The organism is Altererythrobacter sp. BO-6, from assembly GCF_011047315.1.
Classification (GTDB): Bacteria; Pseudomonadota; Alphaproteobacteria; order Sphingomonadales; family Sphingomonadaceae; genus Erythrobacter.
Map to the genome: position 1 here is coordinate 2,762,521 of NZ_CP049259.1, position 17,295 is coordinate 2,779,815.

Annotated in this window: 17 protein-coding genes and 2 pseudogenes; 12 read left to right on the forward strand and 7 right to left on the reverse strand. The window is 64.4% G+C overall.

All coding sequences use genetic code 11. The features are described 5' to 3' along the window. Positions 1 to 57 precede the first annotated feature (57 nt). Positions 58 to 1,094 (forward strand): annotated as a pseudogene (locus G6N82_RS13455) (methylated-DNA--[protein]-cysteine S-methyltransferase). A gap of 77 nt (positions 1,095 to 1,171) precedes the next feature. Further along, entirely contained in the window at positions 1,172 to 2,068 is an 897-nt protein-coding gene (locus tag G6N82_RS13460; RefSeq protein WP_165197256.1) for a dienelactone hydrolase family protein, read from the forward strand. A gap of 22 nt (positions 2,069 to 2,090) precedes the next feature. Here G6N82_RS13460 and G6N82_RS13465 read toward each other — a convergent pair whose 3' ends face one another. The 3 genes from G6N82_RS13465 to G6N82_RS13475 are packed head-to-tail and all read right to left on the reverse strand — an operon-like array spanning position 2,091 to position 6,502. Beyond that, on the reverse strand, positions 2,091 to 2,726 hold the full coding sequence (locus G6N82_RS13465; RefSeq protein ID WP_165197258.1) for a glutathione S-transferase: 636 nt from the start codon (positions 2,724 to 2,726) through the stop codon (positions 2,091 to 2,093). 14 nt (positions 2,727 to 2,740) lie between these two features. Beyond that, positions 2,741 to 4,303: a cryptochrome/photolyase family protein gene (locus G6N82_RS13470; RefSeq protein ID WP_165197260.1), complete on the reverse strand. Its 1,563-nt coding sequence runs from the start codon at positions 4,301 to 4,303 to the stop codon at positions 2,741 to 2,743. 33 nt (positions 4,304 to 4,336) lie between these two features. Next, complete coding sequence (locus G6N82_RS13475) at positions 4,337 to 6,502, reverse strand: primosomal protein N' (protein WP_165197262.1); 2,166 nt, start codon at positions 6,500 to 6,502, stop codon at positions 4,337 to 4,339. Between the two features lie 59 nt (positions 6,503 to 6,561). Here G6N82_RS13475 and G6N82_RS13480 point away from each other — a divergent pair, with 59 nt between their 5' ends. Then, complete coding sequence (locus G6N82_RS13480) at positions 6,562 to 7,257, forward strand: DUF4197 domain-containing protein (RefSeq protein ID WP_165197264.1); 696 nt, start codon at positions 6,562 to 6,564, stop codon at positions 7,255 to 7,257. Positions 7,258 to 7,264: 7 nt separating this feature from the next. Here the strand turns inward: G6N82_RS13480 and G6N82_RS13485 are convergent, their stop codons facing one another. Continuing rightward, positions 7,265 to 7,933 (reverse strand): DUF2490 domain-containing protein, encoded by a 669-nt coding sequence (locus G6N82_RS13485; RefSeq protein WP_165197266.1) that lies wholly within the window; start codon positions 7,931 to 7,933, stop codon positions 7,265 to 7,267. Between the two features lie 186 nt (positions 7,934 to 8,119). On the opposite strand from G6N82_RS13485, the gene fsa reads away from it, so the two are divergent. The 5 genes and pseudogenes from fsa to G6N82_RS13510 all read left to right on the forward strand — a co-directional run bounded on the left by fsa (position 8,120) and on the right by G6N82_RS13510 (position 13,820). Further along, positions 8,120 to 8,776 (forward strand): fructose-6-phosphate aldolase, encoded by a 657-nt coding sequence (fsa, locus tag G6N82_RS13490; RefSeq protein WP_165197268.1) that lies wholly within the window; start codon positions 8,120 to 8,122, stop codon positions 8,774 to 8,776. Positions 8,777 to 8,796: 20 nt separating this feature from the next. Further along, positions 8,797 to 10,627: pseudogene (gene cobT / locus G6N82_RS13495) on the forward strand (cobaltochelatase subunit CobT). Continuing rightward, on the forward strand, positions 10,624 to 11,298 hold the full coding sequence (locus G6N82_RS13500; RefSeq protein WP_165197270.1) for a nitroreductase: 675 nt from the start codon (positions 10,624 to 10,626) through the stop codon (positions 11,296 to 11,298). The pseudogene cobT and the gene G6N82_RS13500 overlap by 4 nt, the downstream one beginning before the upstream one ends. A 34-nt stretch (positions 11,299 to 11,332) precedes the next feature. Beyond that, positions 11,333 to 12,784, forward strand: a complete 1,452-nt coding sequence (gene cysS, locus G6N82_RS13505) for a cysteine--tRNA ligase (protein WP_165197272.1) — start codon at positions 11,333 to 11,335, stop codon at positions 12,782 to 12,784. 85 nt (positions 12,785 to 12,869) lie between these two features. Continuing rightward, positions 12,870 to 13,820, forward strand: coding sequence for a D-2-hydroxyacid dehydrogenase (locus tag G6N82_RS13510; RefSeq protein ID WP_165197274.1), 951 nt, complete (start codon positions 12,870 to 12,872; stop codon positions 13,818 to 13,820). Here G6N82_RS13510 and G6N82_RS13515 read toward each other — a convergent pair whose 3' ends face one another. Together G6N82_RS13515 and G6N82_RS13520 are read right to left on the reverse strand one after the other, a co-directional pair. After that, complete coding sequence (locus G6N82_RS13515) at positions 13,821 to 14,180, reverse strand: hypothetical protein (RefSeq protein WP_165197276.1); 360 nt, start codon at positions 14,178 to 14,180, stop codon at positions 13,821 to 13,823. It abuts the gene before it with no gap. Beyond that, complete coding sequence (locus G6N82_RS13520; protein WP_165192554.1) at positions 14,170 to 14,406, reverse strand: hypothetical protein; 237 nt, start codon at positions 14,404 to 14,406, stop codon at positions 14,170 to 14,172. The genes G6N82_RS13515 and G6N82_RS13520 overlap by 11 nt, the downstream gene beginning before the upstream one ends. Positions 14,407 to 14,540: 134 nt before the next feature. On the opposite strand from G6N82_RS13520, the gene G6N82_RS13525 reads away from it, so the two are divergent. From G6N82_RS13525 to G6N82_RS13535, 3 genes are all read left to right on the forward strand, one after another. Continuing rightward, a complete protein-coding gene (locus G6N82_RS13525) occupies positions 14,541 to 15,374 on the forward strand; it encodes a S24 family peptidase (RefSeq protein ID WP_346773737.1) in 834 nt (277 codons plus the stop codon). Then, positions 15,328 to 15,657, forward strand: a complete 330-nt coding sequence (locus G6N82_RS13530) for a hypothetical protein (protein WP_241255111.1) — start codon at positions 15,328 to 15,330, stop codon at positions 15,655 to 15,657. Before G6N82_RS13525 ends, G6N82_RS13530 begins: the two co-directional genes overlap by 47 nt. Before the next feature lie 78 nt (positions 15,658 to 15,735). After that, positions 15,736 to 16,377: an MBL fold metallo-hydrolase gene (locus G6N82_RS13535; RefSeq protein ID WP_165198271.1), complete on the forward strand. Its 642-nt coding sequence runs from the start codon at positions 15,736 to 15,738 to the stop codon at positions 16,375 to 16,377. A gap of 125 nt (positions 16,378 to 16,502) precedes the next feature. On the opposite strand, the gene G6N82_RS13540 is transcribed toward G6N82_RS13535, so the two are convergent. Next, entirely contained in the window at positions 16,503 to 16,901 is a 399-nt protein-coding gene (locus G6N82_RS13540; RefSeq protein ID WP_165197278.1) for an MAPEG family protein, read from the reverse strand. A 208-nt stretch (positions 16,902 to 17,109) separates the two neighbouring features. Here G6N82_RS13540 and rpmF point away from each other — a divergent pair, with 208 nt between their 5' ends. Beyond that, positions 17,110 to 17,289 (forward strand): 50S ribosomal protein L32, encoded by a 180-nt coding sequence (gene rpmF / locus G6N82_RS13545; RefSeq protein WP_165197281.1) that lies wholly within the window; start codon positions 17,110 to 17,112, stop codon positions 17,287 to 17,289. The last annotated feature ends 6 nt before the right edge of the window (positions 17,290 to 17,295 follow it).

Consider the following 17,295-nt stretch of genomic DNA (forward strand, 5'->3'; position numbering starts at 1 on the left):
TGCTTTGATCGCAAGCTTCGGGATGCAGTGACCGGAGCATTAACCTAGAAAGGCGGCATGACTGAGGAAACCATCCCCGCAGACACCGCCTGGGCCGCCGTGAAGCGGCGCGACCGTGCGTACGACGGGCGCTTCGTCACCGGCGTGCTCACCACCGGCATCTATTGCCGCCCAAGCTGTGCTGCACGACATCCCGATCGCAAGAACGTGCGCTTCTTCGCCACCAGTGCAGAAGCGCGCGCGGCGGGCCTGCGTGCCTGCAAGCGCTGCCGCCCGGACGAGGTGGGGCGTGACGAAGCGGCGGTGCTCGCCGCGATCGAAGCGATCAAATCGGGCGAAGGCAGCAAGCTTGACGAACTCGCCTCAATCACCGGCTATTCACCGGCGCATTTCCAGCGGGTGTTCACCCGCGCCACCGGGCTCTCGCCTGCGGCCTATGCCCGCGCCTTGAAGGAGGAACGCGCGCGCAAGGCGCTGCGCGGCGCCGGGCGGGTCACCGATGCGATTTATGATGCAGGCTATGAAGCGCCGAGCCGCTTCTACGAAGGAGTGAAGGGCAGGATGGGCATGCAGCCGAGCGACTGGAAGAATGGCGGGGCCGGGCGCGTGATCCATTGGGCCGTAGTCGAGACCCACGATCGCGCCGATGCTGGTCGCGGCGACCGACAAGGGCGTGTGCTGCCTCAGCTTCAACGAAGGCGAAGCGGGAATTGCGGGCGCGCTTCCCCAAGGCCGAACTGGTCGCGGGCAGCGGCGAATTTCGCGCGCTGTTTGACCGTGTTGTGCAAGCGGTCGAGCATCCGGCGCTCGACAATTCGCACATCCCGCTCGACGTCAAAGGCACGGCGTTCCAGCAACGCTGCTGGCAGGCGCTGTGCGAGATCCCGGCGGGCGAAACGCGCAGCTATGGCGAACAGGCGGCGATGCTCGGCAACGCCAAGGCCAGCCGTGCGGTCGGCAGCGCGAATGGCGCGAACAATATTGCTGTGCTTATCCCCTGCCACCGTGTGATCGCGGCGGACGGTACGCTGGGTGGCTATGCCTATGGGCTTGAGATCAAGGCCGAACTGCTGAAGCGCGAGCGGAAGAGCTGATAGGGATTGAAACCATTTGCTGCATTCGTCCGTTTCCTCGCTAGATATGGGCAGCGACAGGCGAAGGGAGCAGATGGATGTGCGATGAAGACAAGATCACCCGTTGGGCCCGCGAAGGGCTGACCCGCCGCCAGTTCGGCGTGCTGGGCGCGGCGGCGGCGGTCACCGCTTGCGCACCGACCAGCGGTGCCATGAGCGGCGAGCCTGAAACCGTCACCTCACCCGGCTTCCCCAGTTTCACTGAACAGGCGGTGAGCTTTGCGACCGCAGACGGCACGATGGATGGCTGGCTGGCTGCCACCACTTCAGGCCCGGCGCCCGCTGTGATCATCTGGCCCGATATCGCGGGCCTGCGCGACAGCAAGAAGGCGATGGCGCGGCGGCTGGCCGATCGCGGCTTCACCGCTTTGGTGGTAAACCAGTACTATCGCGATACGCCCGCACCGATCTGGCAGGACTTCGCCGATTTCGCCGGGAATGGCGGCTGGCCGCGTGCGCGTGAGATGCGTGCCAAGCTCGATGCCGCGGCGATCATGCGCGATGCCGAGGCAGCTGTCGCGTTTCTCGATAGCCGGCCGGAGGTCGACCGCAAGCGTGGCATCGGCACGCAGGGCTATTGCATGGGCGGGCCATTCACAATGTGGACTGCCGCTGCGGTGCCTTCACGGGTCAAGGCAGCAGCCAGCTTCCATGGCGGCGGGCTGGTGCGCGAAGATTATGCCATGAGCCCGCACAAGCTGTTCGGCAAGATGGACGCCGCGCTGCTGATCGCGATCGCACAGGATGACGATGCCGAGGCTCCGGGCGAAAAGACTGTGCTGCGCGAGGCTGCAGCAGCGGCGGGTCGTACGGCAATGGTTGAGGTGTTCGCAGGCGACCATGGCTGGTGCGTTCCTGACAGCCCCGCCTATGCCGAAGCCGAAGCGGAGCGCGCCTGGGCCGAACTCCTCAGGCTGTACGGACGGGCGCTGTAACGATTGGCGATCAGCCGCTTGCTCAATCCAGCTTGGGCGGCATTCCCGGTTCGCATTTCGCCATCGCGCGCTGGTACGCCTCGCGGGTGCCGATGCGTTTCAGGTAAGCCTGCAGGTTAGGCATTCCTTCGATGCTCATCCCGCTCATCGCGCGACTAGTGGTGAGCTGGAAGCCCATCATGATGTCTGCCGTGGTCAGCTGCCCTCCGCCGAAATAGTCGGCCTCGCCCAGCCGCTTCTCGACGATCGCCCAGCTCTTGGCCATGCGGTCCGCGACGAAGGGCGGCATTTGGTCCGCGCCCATCATGCGGGTGGCGACCAGCGCCATCATCCCGTTGGTCATGAAAGTGGCGTTGGCCCAGTGGTAGAAGAACAGGTGATCGGCAAAATCGGGATGGTTCTTGTCCGGCACCAGCCCGCGGTCGCCATATTTGGCGACGATCCAGTCGATGATCGCACCGCTTTCGCCCAGCACGAAACCGTCATCGGTGATGACCGGGGCGATGCCCATCGGGTGCAGCGCCTTGTATTCGTCAGGCGCCAGGTTGTTGTCCGTGCGCCGGTTGTAGAGCTTCAAGTCGTAATCGATGCCCAGCTCCTCGCACAGCCAGACTATGCGTTCGGATTGCGACAGGCGCAGGTGGTGGACGGTCAGCATGGCGGCGGCTCTCCCTATTGGTATCGCGCCCAGTCTTCGCGCGCTGGCACAAGCGTGTCGAGGAAATTCTCTGCGCTTGTCAGATATTCGCGCTGTTTCGTCTCGCCCATCCGGTCCCACGTCGCATAGATCCGCCCGATCCGGTGGTTAGATTCCAGCCGGTCGCGGTGCCGGTTCATGAAGTGCCAGTAGAGCGGGTTGAACGGGCAGGCGCCGTCACCAGTCTTCTGGCTGACCTTGTAGCGGCACCCTTTGCAGTAGTCTGACATCTTGTTGATGTAATTGCCGCTCGCGGCATAGGGTTTGGTCGCAAGTTTCCCGCCGTCGGCATAGAGGATCATGCCCACCACATTGGGCATCTCCACCCAGTCATAGGCATCGGCATAGACCGCCAGGTACCAGTCCTGCACCGCGCGCGGCTCGATCCCTGCGAGCAGCGCGAAATTGCCCAGCACCATCAGCCGCTGGATGTGGTGCGCATGGGCATTGTCGCGGGTTGAACGAATGCAATCCGCCATGCAGCGCATATCGGTTTCGCCCGTCCAGTAGAATTCGGGCAGCGGGCGGTCCGCGCCAAGCTCGTTCGCGCGCTCAAGCTGCGGCATGAAGTGCCAGTAAAACCCGCGCACATATTCGCGCCAGCCGATGATCTGGCGGATGAAGCCCTCGACCGAATTGAGCGGGGCGCGGTCCTCCTCATAGGCTTGCTGGGCGTGGCGACACAGGTCAAGCGGGTCGAGCAGGCCGAGGTTGATGCTGGTCGACAGCATCGAATGATAAAGGTCGTCCTGCCCGTGCACCATTGCGTCCTGGTAGGGACCAAAGTTCTCCAGCCGCTCGGCGAAGAAGGCGTCGGCGGCTTGCTCGGCTTCGTTGCGAGTGACGGGCCATTCGAACCGATCGAGCGAGCCGAAATGATCGGCGAATTTCTCTTCGACGAGATCGATCACCTCGCAAGTGATCTCGTCAGGCGCGAATTTCGGGCGTGGCGGGGCTTTCAGCTCTTCCTTCGGCGGCTCGCGGTTTTCGCTGTCATAATTCCATTCGCCGCCAACCGGTTTGCCGTCGCCGCGCATCAGCAATCCCGTCTTCTTGCGCATCTCGCGATAGAAATACTCCATCGTCAGGTGCTTGCGACCCTCCGCCCACTCCTCGAATTCGGCGTGGCTGCAAAGGAAGCGGTCATCGGGCAGGATTTCGACCTCGCAGGCAAACTTGCCGGGCCATTCCTCGATCGCCTGCTGCACGCGCCATTCGCTGGCTTCGACGACATGTACGGCGCGCGGATCGTGCCGCTCAATGGCGCGGGCGACTTCGCCGGTGAAACTGCCTGAATTGTCCCGATCGGTCAGCTTCACATAATCGACCGTCCACCCCGCATCGCGCAGTTCCGCGGCAAAGTGACGCATCGCAGAGAAGATCAGCACGATCTTCTGCTTGTGATGCTTCACATAGGTCGCCTCGTCCCACACCTCCATCATCAGGATTACGGTGTCGTCCTTCGCGCGTCCGCGTAGCGATGCGAGATTGCGGCTCAGCTGGTCGCCGAGGATGGGGACGAGGATGGGGCTTTGCATGCAGTCCAAATGACTGAGCCCGTGAATGGTGCCTCACACGAAGCTGTAGGGGTCGATATCCACGCTCACCCGCACGCCCGGCGCAAAGTCCTGTGTCGCCAGCCAGTCGGTCAGGATCGCCTGCAAATTCGCGGTGCGCCGCGCGTTGACCAGGAAGCGATGGCGATAACGCCCGCGCAGCAGCGACAGTGGGGCAGGGGCGGGGCCGAGCACCATCAGCCCGTCAAGCTGCGGGCGGGTGGCACCCAGCCGGTTGGCGGCCTCGCGCGCTTCGGCATCGTCCTCCGACGAGATGATGATCGCGGCCCAGCGGCCGAACGGCGGGGCGCCCGCGTGACGGCGCGCCTCGGTCTCGGCTTCGTAGAAGGCGTCGCGATTGCCCTCGGCCAGAGCGGCAATCACTGGCGCGGTCGGGTGGCGCGTCTGGATCAGCACTTCGCCCGGCTTGGCCCCGCGCCCCGCGCGCCCGGCGACCTGCGCCACCTGCTGGTAAGTGCGCTCGGCCGCGCGCAAATCCCCGCCTTCGAGGCCAAGGTCGGCATCGATCACTCCTACCAGCGTTAGCTCGGGGAAGTGGAAGCCCTTGGTCACCAGCTGCGTGCCGATTATGATGTCGATCGCGCCGCTTTCCGCCTCGTGGATGAACTGCGCCGCGCGCTCGGGTGAGTTGAGCGTGTCTGACGTTGCCACCGCCACCCGCGCCTCGGGGAACAGCTCGGCCACTTCGTCAGCGATCCGTTCGACCCCCGGGCCGCAGGCGACCAGGCAATCGGGCTCGCCGCATTCCGGGCAGGTCGCAGGCGGCTGCTCTTCATGCCCGCAGTGGTGGCAAGCGAGGCGCGCCGACAGCCGGTGCTCGACCAGCCAGGCGCTGCAATTGGGGCATTGGAAGCGGAAGCCGCAATTGCGGCACAGGGTGAGCGGGGCATAGCCGCGCCGGTTGAGGAACAGCAGCGATTGCTCATGCTTCGCCAGCCGGTCTTCCAGCGCGGCGACGAGGCGCGGGGCGAGCCAGCGCTGCCGCTCGGGCGGTTCCTCGGTCAGGTCGATGGTGTCGATATGCGGCAGTTCGGCCCCGCCGAAGCGGCTCGGCAGGTCGAGCCGTGTGTAAGTGCCGGTTTCGGCCATATGAAGGCTTTCGAGCGCGGGAGTGGCGCTCGCCAGCACCACGGGGAAGCCTTCGAAATGGGCGCGCATCACCGCCACGTCACGGGCGTTGTAGCGCACCCCGTCATCCTGCTTGAAGCTCACCTCATGCGCTTCATCGACCACCACCAGCCCAAGATTGCGATAGGGCAGGAACAGGGCGGAGCGTGCGCCGACGACCACCTGCGCCGTGCCTTCCGATATTGCGCGCCAGGCCCGCCGGCGCTCGGTCGACTTGAGCGAGGAATGCCACAGCACCGGCTCCGCGCCGAAGCGCTGCTCGAATCGCTTGAGGAAATTCTCCGTCAGCGCGATTTCGGGCAGCAGCACCAGCACTTGCCGCCCCATCCGGATCGCTTCAGCAATGGGTTCGAAATAGGTTTCGGTCTTGCCCGATCCGGTCACGCCGTCGAGCAGGAAGGGGGCGAAGCTCTTTGCACGCACGGCGTTCACCAAAACGTCTGCGACTTCGCGCTGGTCGGCCGACAAGTCCGGCACGTCGAAATCGGGATCGGCGGAGGGGAAGGGCCGGTCTATCGCCACCGTCACCGGCTCGATCACGCCCTGGTCCACCAGCCCGCGCAGCACGCCTTCGGAAACTCCGGCGATGCCCGCCAGTTCGCGGATCGTCGCCTGTTCGCCTTCCAAAGCCTCGATCGCGGCTTCGCGCTGCGGCGTCATCCGCTCTGGCATCCCGCCCGACAGGCGATATTCGGTCATCGTCGCCGGGCCGTTGAGCGCACCGCCCGAGGAAATCACCATCCGCGCCACTGCACTCATCGGCGCGCAATAATATTCCGCGGTCCATTCGATCAGCCGGCGCAGCGGCGCGCTGAGCGGCGGCACTGGCAGTACCTCCAGGATCGGGCGGAGCTTTTCCGCGGGCACTTCCTTGGCTGGCAGCCGCTCTGCCTCCCACACGATGCCGGTGATCTGGCGCGGCCCCAGCGGTGCGAGCACAACCGAGCCCGGCTCCACGTGCACGCCATCGGGCACGCGATAATCGAGCGCGCCCAGTGCGGCGTTGAAGACAAGGAGTCGGATACGGTTCATCTTGGCCGCGGCAATATGGGCGCTCAACCATGCCTGCCACAAGCACGAGGGATAGGGATATGAACGTTTCGCTGGAAAACACGCTGGGCCGCCGCGCCTTTCTGGGCGGGGCCGCCGCCGGTGCGACCCTGCTCGTGCTGCCGGGCTGCAACAGCATGCCGCGCTTCAGCGTGACCGAGGCGGTGCGGCGCCTGCTGCTGCTGTCGAGCGAGCGCGCCTTCGCGCGGCTGGTCGAGCCGGGCGGGTTCTGGGATGCGCAAGTGGCCCGCGTGGGGCTGGGCGAGCTGCTGGGCACGCGCGGTGACGTGCTGAGCCGGATCCTCACTTCCGCATTGTTCAAGGACCGGCTGCAGGATGCCTTTGCCGATATCGCGATCGAGGGCAGCGAACGCGCCGCCCCGCTGGTGGTCGATGCCGTGCGGGTGATCGGCTGGAGCAACGCCAATGACTTGGTGCGCGGCGGCCCGCGCGCGGCGACCGATTTCCTGCGCGGCGAAATGGGTGGGCAGTTGATTGAGGCGATGGTGCCAGAGCTGGGTCGGGCGATCGAGATTTCCTCCGACCCGCTGGTCGGTCAGCTGATCGACGCGATGACCGGCGTGAATGTCAGCGGCGTGGCACGGCGGCTGGCGGGCAAGGTCGACGATGCGATCTGGAGCGAGATCGGCAATGAGGAATCTGCGATCCGGGCCGATCCGCTTGCGACCCGCGATCCAGTGCTGATCGGCGTGTTCGGTGCGGGCGCGCGATACTAGGCCGAAGTCAGAAGCTGTAGGCGATCCCGATCAAAGGGGCATGGCCGACCCGGTCAGGCGCATTGTCGCGAATATCCTGCTGGCGCAAATAGGTCAGGCTCAGTTCGAGCTTGTCCGATGCGGCATAGGACAGGCCCAATTGCGAACGCACACCGGTCAAGCCGCTGTCATCTGCCGGGCCGACGCGTGAACTGCGCAGAGTAATGAACAGTTCGGTGTCGGCCTTGAACGCCAATTTCCCGGCTCCGTCGAACGGCACTTTCACGCCCAGCCGCGGGCGCAGGCGCAGGCCCATACGGCTCTGGTCTTCCACCCAGCGCTGTTCCAGCCGCAATCGCGTGCGCAAATATCCGTGGCTGGTCGAGATCTGCTGCATGGTGCGCACTTCGTCGAGCCCGCCATCGTTTTCGCGCTGCTCGAACGCTCCGGACAAGGTCGCGTTATCGGCGATCTTGTGGTGCAGCCAAAGGCGCGCGAAATAGGTGTCTGACCGGCCGTCGCCAGCACTGCGGAATCGCTGCGCGGTTTCCAGTTCGATCGTGTTGTCGCGATCGAGCGCGAAATCGACCGAGGGGTTGAGCCACAGCTCGAACGCATCGTCGCTGGCATAAGCAGCGCCGGGGGTGCCCAGCAGCAGGACGGCAAGCAGCGCGGGCCGATATCCGGTGCGGTTCATAATGCATTTCCTCAACGTGCTATTCTGGCTTTATCGGGGAAACTACCTAGCCAATGCTAAGATTGCGTTAACCATAAACGGCCCGCCGATGCAGATGCGGAAAGCCGCGCGCATGGCCTCGCCCGAAAACACTGCTATGCGGTAGGGAACCTGCACGATCTCGAACAGCCGACACCGGAGCGATCCATGAAATTCTTTGCCGACACTGCCGAGATTGACGACATCAGGGAACTGGCCGCGACCGGCCTGCTCGATGGCGTCACCACCAATCCCTCGCTGATCGCCAAGTCAGGCCGCGATTTCATGGAAGTGACCAAGGAAATCTGCGCCATCGTCGATGGGCCGGTGTCCGCCGAAGTGGTCGCGCTCGACCACGAGACGATGATGAAAGAGGCGGAAGTGCTGCGCAAGCTGGCGGACAATGTCTGCATCAAGGTGCCGCTGACCATTGACGGCCTCAAGACCTGCAAGGCGCTGACCGGTGACGGCACCATGGTCAATGTCACGCTGTGCTTCTCGGCCAACCAGGCGCTGCTGGCGGCCAAGGCCGGGGCGACTTTCATTTCGCCCTTCGTCGGGCGGCATGATGACAACGGCTTCGACGGTATGGAACTGATCGAAGATATCCGCCTGATCTATGACAATTACGCCTTCGAAACTGAAATCCTCGTCGCCAGCGTGCGCCACGTCACCCACGTGCTCGAGGCCGCGAAGATCGGCGCCGACGTGATGACCGCGCCGCCCGCCGTGATCAAGGCGCTGTTCAAGCATGTCCTGACAGATAAGGGGATTGAAGGTTTCCTTGCCGATTGGGCAAAGACGGGCCAGTCGATTATCCGCTAAACATTCGCGAAGACCACGCCTTGGCCGAAGAAACCCCTCTCGATCGCTTCAAGCACGCGCTGACCGGTGCCAGCCGCGCGATCGCGCGCGAGGCCGAGGTGGAAGTGGCGTGGAGCGCGGACGCACCTTCATCATCGGGCAAGAACTTCCGTGTGCCGCTGCCTGGCCGCAATCTTCCGCCCGAGCAGGTTGCCGAGGCGCGCGGCTTTGCCGACAGTTTCGCGCTGAAGCTGCGCCATCACAATGCGGACCTGCACACCCGCAACGCGCCGCCCGAGCCGACCGCGCGCGCCTGCTATGACGCCATCGAGCGTACCCGCTATGAGGCATTGGGCGCCAACCGCTTCGGCGGGGTCCGCTCCAACCTCGACAGCGCAACGGAAATGCGCGTCGCCTCCGATCCGATTGCGCGCGCGCAAAGCCGCGACGATGTGCCGTTGCAGACCGCGCTGTCGTTGCTCCTGCGCGAGAAGCTGACCGGCGAGCCCGTGCCCGAGCGCGCCCGCGCCGGGGTGGAACTGGTGCGCAGCTATATCGAGGAACGCGTCGGCGGCGATCTCGATGCGCTGGCCGCTTCGCTCGATGACCAGAAGGCGTTCCAGGCGCTGAGCCTGGACCTGCTCGAACATCTCGACCTGACCCATCCCACCGATGCGCCCGATGAAGGCGACAATGAGGACGGGGAAGACGAAGACGGCCAGGACGAACAGGACGAGGGCGAGCAGGACGAGGGCCAGGGCGACCAGCAGAGTGCTGAAATGGCCGGTGACACCAGCGAAGGCGAGTCTGACGGCGAAAGCCAGAGCGAGATGTCCGCGGACCAGGAAATGTCCGAGGGCGAACCGGGCGACGAGGGCGAGGAAGGCAAGATGCCGGTGCGCCCCAACCGGCCGATGGGGGACATCCCCGATTCCTTCGACTACCGCGCCTATACCACGCAGTTTGACGAGGAAGTGCCCGCGTCGGAACTGTGCGACGCGGAAGAGCTTGACCGGCTGCGCGCCTATCTCGACAGCCAGCTGACCGGCCTGCAGGGGATCGTCACGCGGCTCGCCAACCGGCTGCAGCGCCGGCTGATGGCGCAGCAGAACCGCAGCTGGGATTTCGACCAGGAGGAAGGGCTGCTCGATCCCGCGCGGCTGGCCCGCGTGATCATCACCCCGGGCACGCTGCTGACCTACAAGACCGAGCGCGACATCGAGTTCAAGGACCACGATCGTCACGCTGCTGATCGACAATTCGGGTTCGATGCGCGGACGCCCGATCAGCATCGCCGCGATCAGCGCCGATATCCTCGCGCGCACGCTGGAGCGGTGCGGGGTCAAGACCGAGATTCTCGGCTTCACCACCCGCGCGTGGAAGGGCGGGCAAAGCCGCGAGCAATGGCTGGCAGACGGCAAACCGGCGGGTCCGGGCCGCCTCAACGATCTCAGGCACATCGTCTACAAGCAGGCCGATGAGCCATGGCGCCGTGCGCGCCGCAACCTTGGCCTGATGATGCGCGAAGGCTTGCTGAAAGAGAATATCGACGGCGAGGCGCTGCTCTGGGCGCATAACCGGTTGATCTCGCGGCGCGAGGATCGCCGCATATTGATGGTGATTTCGGACGGCGCGCCGGTCGATGACTCAACGCTCAGCGTCAACAGCGCGGGATACCTGGAGAGCCACTTGCGCAAGGTGATCGAATGGATCGAAACGCGCTCGCCGGTGCAGCTGGTGGCGATCGGCATCGGCCACGACGTGACGCGCTATTATCGCCGCGCAGTGACGATCATGGATGTCGAGCAGCTCGGCGGGACGATCATCGAGCAGCTGGCAGAGCTGTTCGAGGATGAGAGGGGGCGCAGATGAACGTCTCCGAAGCTGTCGCCAGCCGTCGCTCCGTCCGCAAGTTCACCGATCAGAAGGTTCATCGCGCCACGCTCACCCGCGTGCTCGAAAAGGCGCAGCGCGCGCCCTCGGGCGGCAATACCCAGCCGTGGAACGCAGTAGTGCTGACGGGCGAGCCGATGCAGGCGCTGTTCACCAAGGTGGCCGAGCAATTCCCCAAGGGGCGCGAGGCGCACAAGCCCGAATACCATATCTATCCGCCCGAGCTTGACGGCGAATATGAGGCCCGCCGCTTCGGCGTGGGCGAGGCGCTTTATGCCGCGCTCGACATTTCCCGCGAGGAAAAGGGCAAGCGGCTGATGTGGTTCGCCGAAAACTTCCGCGCCTTCGGGGCTCCCGTCCTCATGCTGGTGCACACGCCGAAATACATGGGCCCGCCGCAATGGTCGGACATCGGCATGTGGCTGCAGACGATCGGCCTGCTGCTGCGCGAGGAAGGGCTCGACTGCTGCTTCCAGGAGGCCTGGGCGGTCTATTCCCCGCAGATCCGCGAAGTGGTGAGCATTCCCGAGGATCACATCTTCTTCTGCGGCGTCGCCATCGGCTATCGCGATGCGGATGCACCGGTGAACACGTTCGCGGTGCCGCGCGCGAGAATCGAGGAATCGATCCGCTGGGAAGGGTGGGATTGATTTTGCGGGCGCGCCGCCGCAAAGCGCGCGCATCATGACCGACGCCGTTCCCCTCAAGCTGTTCAACAGCCTTACCCGCCAGCTGGAAACCTTCCAGCCCGTCCACCCGGGCGAAGCGCGCGTCTACACCTGCGGCCCCACGGTCTACAATTACCCGCATATCGGCAATATGCGCGCCTATGTCTTCGCCGACGTGCTAGGGCGGACGCTCAGCTACAAGGGCTACAAACTCACCCACATCATCAACATCACCGATGTCGGCCACCTGACCGATGATGCCGATGCGGGCGAGGACAAGATGGAGAAGATGGCGGCTGAAAAGGCGCAATCGATCTGGGACATCGCGCGACATTACACTGAGGCATACTGGGCCGATGTGAAGGCGCTGAACATCCGACAGCCGGCGAAGTGGTCGATCGCCACCGATTACATCGACGAGATGATCGCATTCGCCAAATCGATCGAGGCGAAGCATTGCTATCGGCTCGCCAGCGGGCTCTACTTCGATGTCTCGACCGTCGCCGATTACGGGCGGCTGGCGCGTGCGGTTACCGAAGACGGCGAAGCCCGGATTGACGAGGTTGAGGGCAAGCGCCACCCGCAGGATTTCGCAATCTGGCGCACCACGCCGCCGGGCGAGACGCGGCAGATGGAATGGGACAGCCCGTGGGGCAAGGGCGCGCCGGGCTGGCACCTCGAATGCTCGGTGATGGGCGGAAAGCTGCTCGGCTTCCCGTTTGACATCCACACCGGCGGGATCGATCACCGCGAGATCCACCACCCCAACGAGATCGCGCAGAACCAGGCGTTCTGCTGCACCAATGGGCTCGACGTGGCGGAGAATTCCGGCGCCCGCATCTGGATGCACAACAACTTCCTGGTCGAACGATCGGGCAAGATGAGCAAGAGCGCGGGCGAATTCCTGCGGCTGCAGCTGCTGATCGACAAGGGCTATCACCCGCTCGCCTATCGGCTGATGTGCCTGCAGGCGCATTACCGCAGCGAACTGGAATTCAGCTGGGAAGGGCTGCAGGCGGCGCTGACGCGGCTGAAGCGGATGGTGATGGCGGTGGAGCGGTTGCGCAATGCGCCAAGCGGCGGCGCAGTCGATCATCCCAAGTTCGCCCCAGCGCTGGAGAAGTTCGATGCGGCGGTCAGCGACGATCTCAACACAGCAATCGCGCTGACCGCGCTCGAGGATGCGCTCGCGACCAAGAAGGTCGATGATGGCAGCAAGCGTGCGGTGATCGCGCATATGGACGCGGTTTTGGGCCTCGGCCTGTTCGACCTGACCCGCGAAGGCCTCCGCATCCGTCCCAAATCCGCGCAGATCAACGAGGCCGAAATCGAAGACGCGCTGGCCCGCCGCAAGGCTGCCCGCGCCGAGAAGGACTTCGCCACCTCCGACGCGATCCGTGACGAACTCGCGGCCAAGGGCGTCGAAGTGATGGACGGCGACCCGCTCGGCTGGGAGTGGAAACTTTGAACCGGTTCCCGTTCGCGTCGAGCCAAGTCGAGACGCCTCGCAATACCTCTCGACTTCGCTCGAAGCGAACGGATAAGGATTGCCAATGACCGTACTCGCGCTTTCCGCCCTGATCCGCCCGCTGCTTGAACCGCGCCTTCCGCAAGGGCTCGACGTGCGCTGGTTCATGACCAAGGAAGAAGCGCTGGAGGCGGTGCCCGAGGCCGAGATCGGCTGGTTCGACATGTACGACCAGCAGGCCATGGCCGAGACCCTGCGCGCTGCGACCAAGCTCAAATGGCTCAATTCGATCTACGCCGGGCTCGACTTCATGCCGATGGACGTGCTGATCGAACGCGGAATTACCGTCACTAATGGCGCGGGGATCAACGCGCTGACGATCGCCGAATATGTCGTGATGGGCATGCTGACGACCGCCAAGGGCTATCGCGATGTCGTTCGCGCGCAAGACCGGCGCGAATGGCTGGTCGATTCACCCGGCAAGCGCGAGCTGGCCGGATCGAAGGCACTGCTGCTGGGCTATGGCGCGATCGGCCAGCTCATCAAGCCGCGGCTGGAAGCCTTCGATGTCGAAGTGACCGTGGTGCGCCGCAGCGGCGGGGCCAAGGGAGAAGACGGCGTGCTGGCGCCTGACGAATGGCGCGACAAGCTCGGCGGGTTCGACTGGGTGATCCTGGCCGTGCCCGCCACGCCCGAAACTGACGGGATGATCGGCGCGGATGAACTCGCGGCGATGAAAAGCGATGCGGTGATCGTCAACATCGCGCGCGGCGCGGTGATCGACCAGCCCGCGCTGGTCGAAGCGCTCAAGAGCAAGACGATCGGCGGGGCGTTCCTTGACGTGACCACGCCCGAGCCGCTGCCGCCCGAGCACGAGCTCTGGACGCTCGACAACGCGCATATCACCATGCACCTGTCAGGCCGCGCGCAGGACAAGATGTTCCAGCGTTCGGCCGACCGCTTCCTCGCAAACCTCGACCATTACCTCAAGGGGGAGCCGGTTTCGCCGGTGTTCGATCCCCGCAAAGGTTATTAGTCAGGCATCCTCCAGCAAGAGCAGCGTGGCCGTTACCACCATGCGCGGCTCTGGCGTGTAGCAGGACTCGACCGCGCTGATCGTGGCGTCTGCCACCAGCTGTCCGGGGATGGCGAACTCGTGATCGGGCAGGGCGGCGATGAATTCCTCGCCCGCCTTGCACGCCGTGATACCGCAAAATTCGAGGCGCAGCTCGTGGCGCGATCCGGCAAAGGTGATGCTGGCCCAGGGGGTCTCGGTGTGGCCGAGCAAATTGGACTGGTACGCGGCCAGGTGCTGCAGCGCGTCGCGCACGCGATCGGCCACGGTTCGGCGCGGGCGAAGCGGGCGGCTCTTCGTTTCGATGAATTCAGCGCGCATGGGCGAATCCCTTCGTCTCGATCGCGCGGTCGGCGAAGGCGGCGGGGATGCGCTGCGGCGTGTATTCCGCCATCCAGCGGCGCACGCGCGCTTCGGTGCCGGCGCGCGGCATGCGCCCCATGCGCAAATCCAGCACGAAGCGCGGGTCATGCGCGGCCAGTCGCCCAAATTTGGTGGCGGCCATATCGTGCTCGCGCAGGAATTTCTCGACGGATCGTATCAGCATGGTTGCGTCCCCTCTCTGGCCCGCAACAGCGGGCGAATCGGAATTAATGTTCCTGATTCGTTCCATGTGAAATCCTACTTGTCTAGGAAAAATCCTATGCTATAGGAATTTTCATACAAGTTGAGGAAAATGGCATGGCTTTAGGCACGAATGAGCGGGAGCGGCTGCTCGAACTGGCGCAGGCGAGTGGGGTGAGCCTGGCTTCGCTGTCCGACATGATCGGTCGCAATCCCAGTTACTTGCAGCAATTCATCCGCAAGGGTTCGCCGCGCAAGCTGGAGGAGCAGGACCGGCGCGTGCTGGCGACTTTCTTCGGGGTAGACGAGGCGCAACTGGGCGCGCCTGACACGCATATGCGGGAAAAATCCTACGTTCCTGCCGCGAAACTCACCGGCTGGGTGGAGGTGCCGCGGCTCGATATCGGTGCCTCCGCCGGGCCGGGCACGCTGCCGGATGCGGAGGTGCCGTTCGACGCCTTCCGCTTCTCGCGCCGCTGGCTCACCGAACAGGGGCTCGAGGGCGCGCAGCTTTCCGCGATCACGGTGGAAGGGGACAGCATGGAGCCGCTGCTGCGCGATGGCGATGAGATCCTGGTCGACCGGTCGCCGCGCCCGTTTCGCGACGGGGTGCATGTCGTGCGGCTGGGCGATACGCTGATGGTCAAGCGGGTTGCCAGCGCCGGAAGCGGGCGGCTTGCGCTGCTCAGCCAGAACCTGGCCTATCCCCCGGTCGAAGTGAGCGCGGAAGAGGTCGAGATTATCGGCCGTGTCGTCTGGAAGGGGGGAGAGTATGAGTGCGGATCGCGGAGGGAGTTCCTCAACGACCGAATTCCCGACCGACGATACCATCGCGCATCTCGCTACGCGCGTGCTCGATTGTACCCTGCCGCACGCCGATTGGAGCCATGCCGCGCATTTCGCGATGGCGCTGTGGTGCATCCGCCACCGGCCCGAACTTGCCACGCCTGAGGGCTTTCGCGGCGTGATCCTGCGACTTAACGACGCACATGGCACGGCCAACACCGACAGTTCCGGCTATCATCACACGATCACCGTCGCCTCGCTCGCGGCGGCGCGCGCGGTGCATGCCGAACATCATGGCACGGCGCTCCATGCTGTACTTGCCGCGCTGCTGGCCGGACCATTTGGCCGGCCCGACTGGATTCTCAGCCACTGGTCTAAGGATTTGTTGTTCAGCGTCGATGCCCGGCGTGGCTGGGTAGCGCCCGATCTCGCGCCGCTCAGGTTCTAGCCATTATCCGCCTTGCAATGCGGCACCGGCTTGGCCATCTCCACCCGCATGAACGAGACGCCCAAAGCTACGCCGCCGATGAAGGCCGCGATCCTGCCCGTCACGCCGCTGCAGCAGAACTGCTCGCTGATCTGGTGCACCAAGACGATGCGCGGGGCGCTGGTCGATCCGGGCGGCGATCTCGACAAGCTCAAGGCGGGCGTCGCCAAGGCAGGCGTTACGCTGGAAAAGCTGCTCGTCACGCACGGCCATTTGGACCATTGCGGCCAGACCGGCATGCTGGCGGACGAGCTGGGCCTGCCGATCGAAGGCCCGCACGAGGATGACCGGTTCTGGATCGAGCAATTGGACGAGGATGGCCCACGCTGGGGCATGGTCGCCCAGAGTTTCGAGCCAACCCGCTGGCTCAAGCATGGCGATACGGTGACGGTTGGCGAGTTAACGCTCGACGTGATCCACTGCCCCGGCCACACGCCGGGCCACGTGGTGTTCTTCCACGCGCCCAGCCGCTTCGCGATCGTTGGCGACGTGCTGTTCCAGGGCAGCATCGGGCGCACGGACTTCCCGCGCGGCAACCATCAGGACCTGATCGATTCGATCACGCAGCGCTTGTGGCCGTTGGGCGAGGACGTGATGTTCATCCCCGGCCACGGCCCGGTCAGCACCTTCGGCCAGGAACGCAAGACCAACGCCTTCGTGAGCGACTACGCGCTTTCGTAGTTCCGCACGACATCCGTCGTGCGATTTCCTCGCTCACACGACCTGACGGTCGCGTCGCTGCGGGCGCCCGGTCGGGCTTGCGGCTCGCTAGTCGCTCGCCGATTTCCTCACCTAACGGTGAGAAATTACATCACCCCCATCAGGATCAGCACCGCCACGATCGACAGGCCTAGCAGCGTCAGCATGGTGATCAGCGTGCCGATCCCGCGCGGTTTCGTGAAACCCTCGCCGTCCATGCCGATGCCATGCGCGATCCGGCCGAGCATATAGAGCCCCGCGACATAGGCCAGCCACGGCTGGCCGCGCCCGCTCAGCTCGATGGCCGCAATCAGGATCAGCACGAAGGGGGTGTTCTCGACGAAATTGAGCTGCGCCCTCATACGGCGGGTCAAGGGCCCGCCTGCGTCATCGCCATGGACCACCTTGGTCTGTCCGCGCATCTGGCCCACGCGGATGCTGAGCCAGATATTGATAATCGCTGCCGCAGCGGCGGCTGAAAGTGTAACGGGCAAGATAAGGCTCATGTAAGGTTCCCCCTCCAGGTTTGGTTGTGTTTTGCTACCCAGATGGCAGGTGGGTTGCAACGCAAGAAAATTCCGCTATAGCGCGCGGCTTCCCGCCATGGCCGGGTACCACGTAGCGCACGAGTGACTTGTGCGCCCGCGGTCCTTGCCGTAAGGGCGGCCCCGAACACACGTATTTGACCGATTTGATTGAGGAACAGGTGCCGCCATGGCTGTCCCTAAGAGAAAAGTATCGCCCCATCGCCGTGGTAACCGCCGCGCGCATGATTCGCTGAAGGTTGAGGCATTCCACGAATGCTCGAACTGTGGCGAGCTTAAGCGGCCGCACAACCTGTGCCCGCATTGCGGCTATTACAATGGTCGCGAGGTTGTCGCGGTCGGCCTGTAAGCACCG

What these genes read in the sequence shown, in the direction of transcription:
- G6N82_RS13465 (WP_165197258.1), bottom strand. Translation starts at nt 2,726, where the DNA reads ATGCTGACCGTCCACCACCTGCGCCTGTCGCAATCCGAACGCATAGTC.
- G6N82_RS13500 (WP_165197270.1), top strand. Translation starts at nt 10,624, where the DNA reads ATGAACGTCTCCGAAGCTGTCGCCAGCCGTCGCTCCGTCCGCAAGTTC.
- G6N82_RS13480 (WP_165197264.1), top strand. Translation starts at nt 6,562, where the DNA reads ATGAACGTTTCGCTGGAAAACACGCTGGGCCGCCGCGCCTTTCTGGGC.
- G6N82_RS13460 (WP_165197256.1), top strand. Translation starts at nt 1,172, where the DNA reads ATGTGCGATGAAGACAAGATCACCCGTTGGGCCCGCGAAGGGCTGACC.
- G6N82_RS13535 (WP_165198271.1), top strand. Translation starts at nt 15,736, where the DNA reads ATGAAGGCCGCGATCCTGCCCGTCACGCCGCTGCAGCAGAACTGCTCG.
- G6N82_RS13485 (WP_165197266.1), bottom strand. Translation starts at nt 7,933, where the DNA reads ATGAACCGCACCGGATATCGGCCCGCGCTGCTTGCCGTCCTGCTGCTG.
- fsa (WP_165197268.1), top strand. Translation starts at nt 8,120, where the DNA reads ATGAAATTCTTTGCCGACACTGCCGAGATTGACGACATCAGGGAACTG.
- G6N82_RS13515 (WP_165197276.1), bottom strand. Translation starts at nt 14,180, where the DNA reads ATGCGCGCTGAATTCATCGAAACGAAGAGCCGCCCGCTTCGCCCGCGC.
- G6N82_RS13475 (WP_165197262.1), bottom strand. Translation starts at nt 6,502, where the DNA reads ATGAACCGTATCCGACTCCTTGTCTTCAACGCCGCACTGGGCGCGCTC.
- G6N82_RS13525 (WP_346773737.1), top strand. Translation starts at nt 14,541, where the DNA reads ATGGCTTTAGGCACGAATGAGCGGGAGCGGCTGCTCGAACTGGCGCAG.
- G6N82_RS13510 (WP_165197274.1), top strand. Translation starts at nt 12,870, where the DNA reads ATGACCGTACTCGCGCTTTCCGCCCTGATCCGCCCGCTGCTTGAACCG.
- G6N82_RS13520 (WP_165192554.1), bottom strand. Translation starts at nt 14,406, where the DNA reads ATGCTGATACGATCCGTCGAGAAATTCCTGCGCGAGCACGATATGGCC.
- G6N82_RS13540 (WP_165197278.1), bottom strand. Translation starts at nt 16,901, where the DNA reads ATGAGCCTTATCTTGCCCGTTACACTTTCAGCCGCCGCTGCGGCAGCG.
- G6N82_RS13530 (WP_241255111.1), top strand. Translation starts at nt 15,328, where the DNA reads ATGGCGCTGTGGTGCATCCGCCACCGGCCCGAACTTGCCACGCCTGAG.
- cysS (WP_165197272.1), top strand. Translation starts at nt 11,333, where the DNA reads ATGACCGACGCCGTTCCCCTCAAGCTGTTCAACAGCCTTACCCGCCAG.
- rpmF (WP_165197281.1), top strand. Translation starts at nt 17,110, where the DNA reads ATGGCTGTCCCTAAGAGAAAAGTATCGCCCCATCGCCGTGGTAACCGC.
- G6N82_RS13470 (WP_165197260.1), bottom strand. Translation starts at nt 4,303, where the DNA reads ATGCAAAGCCCCATCCTCGTCCCCATCCTCGGCGACCAGCTGAGCCGC.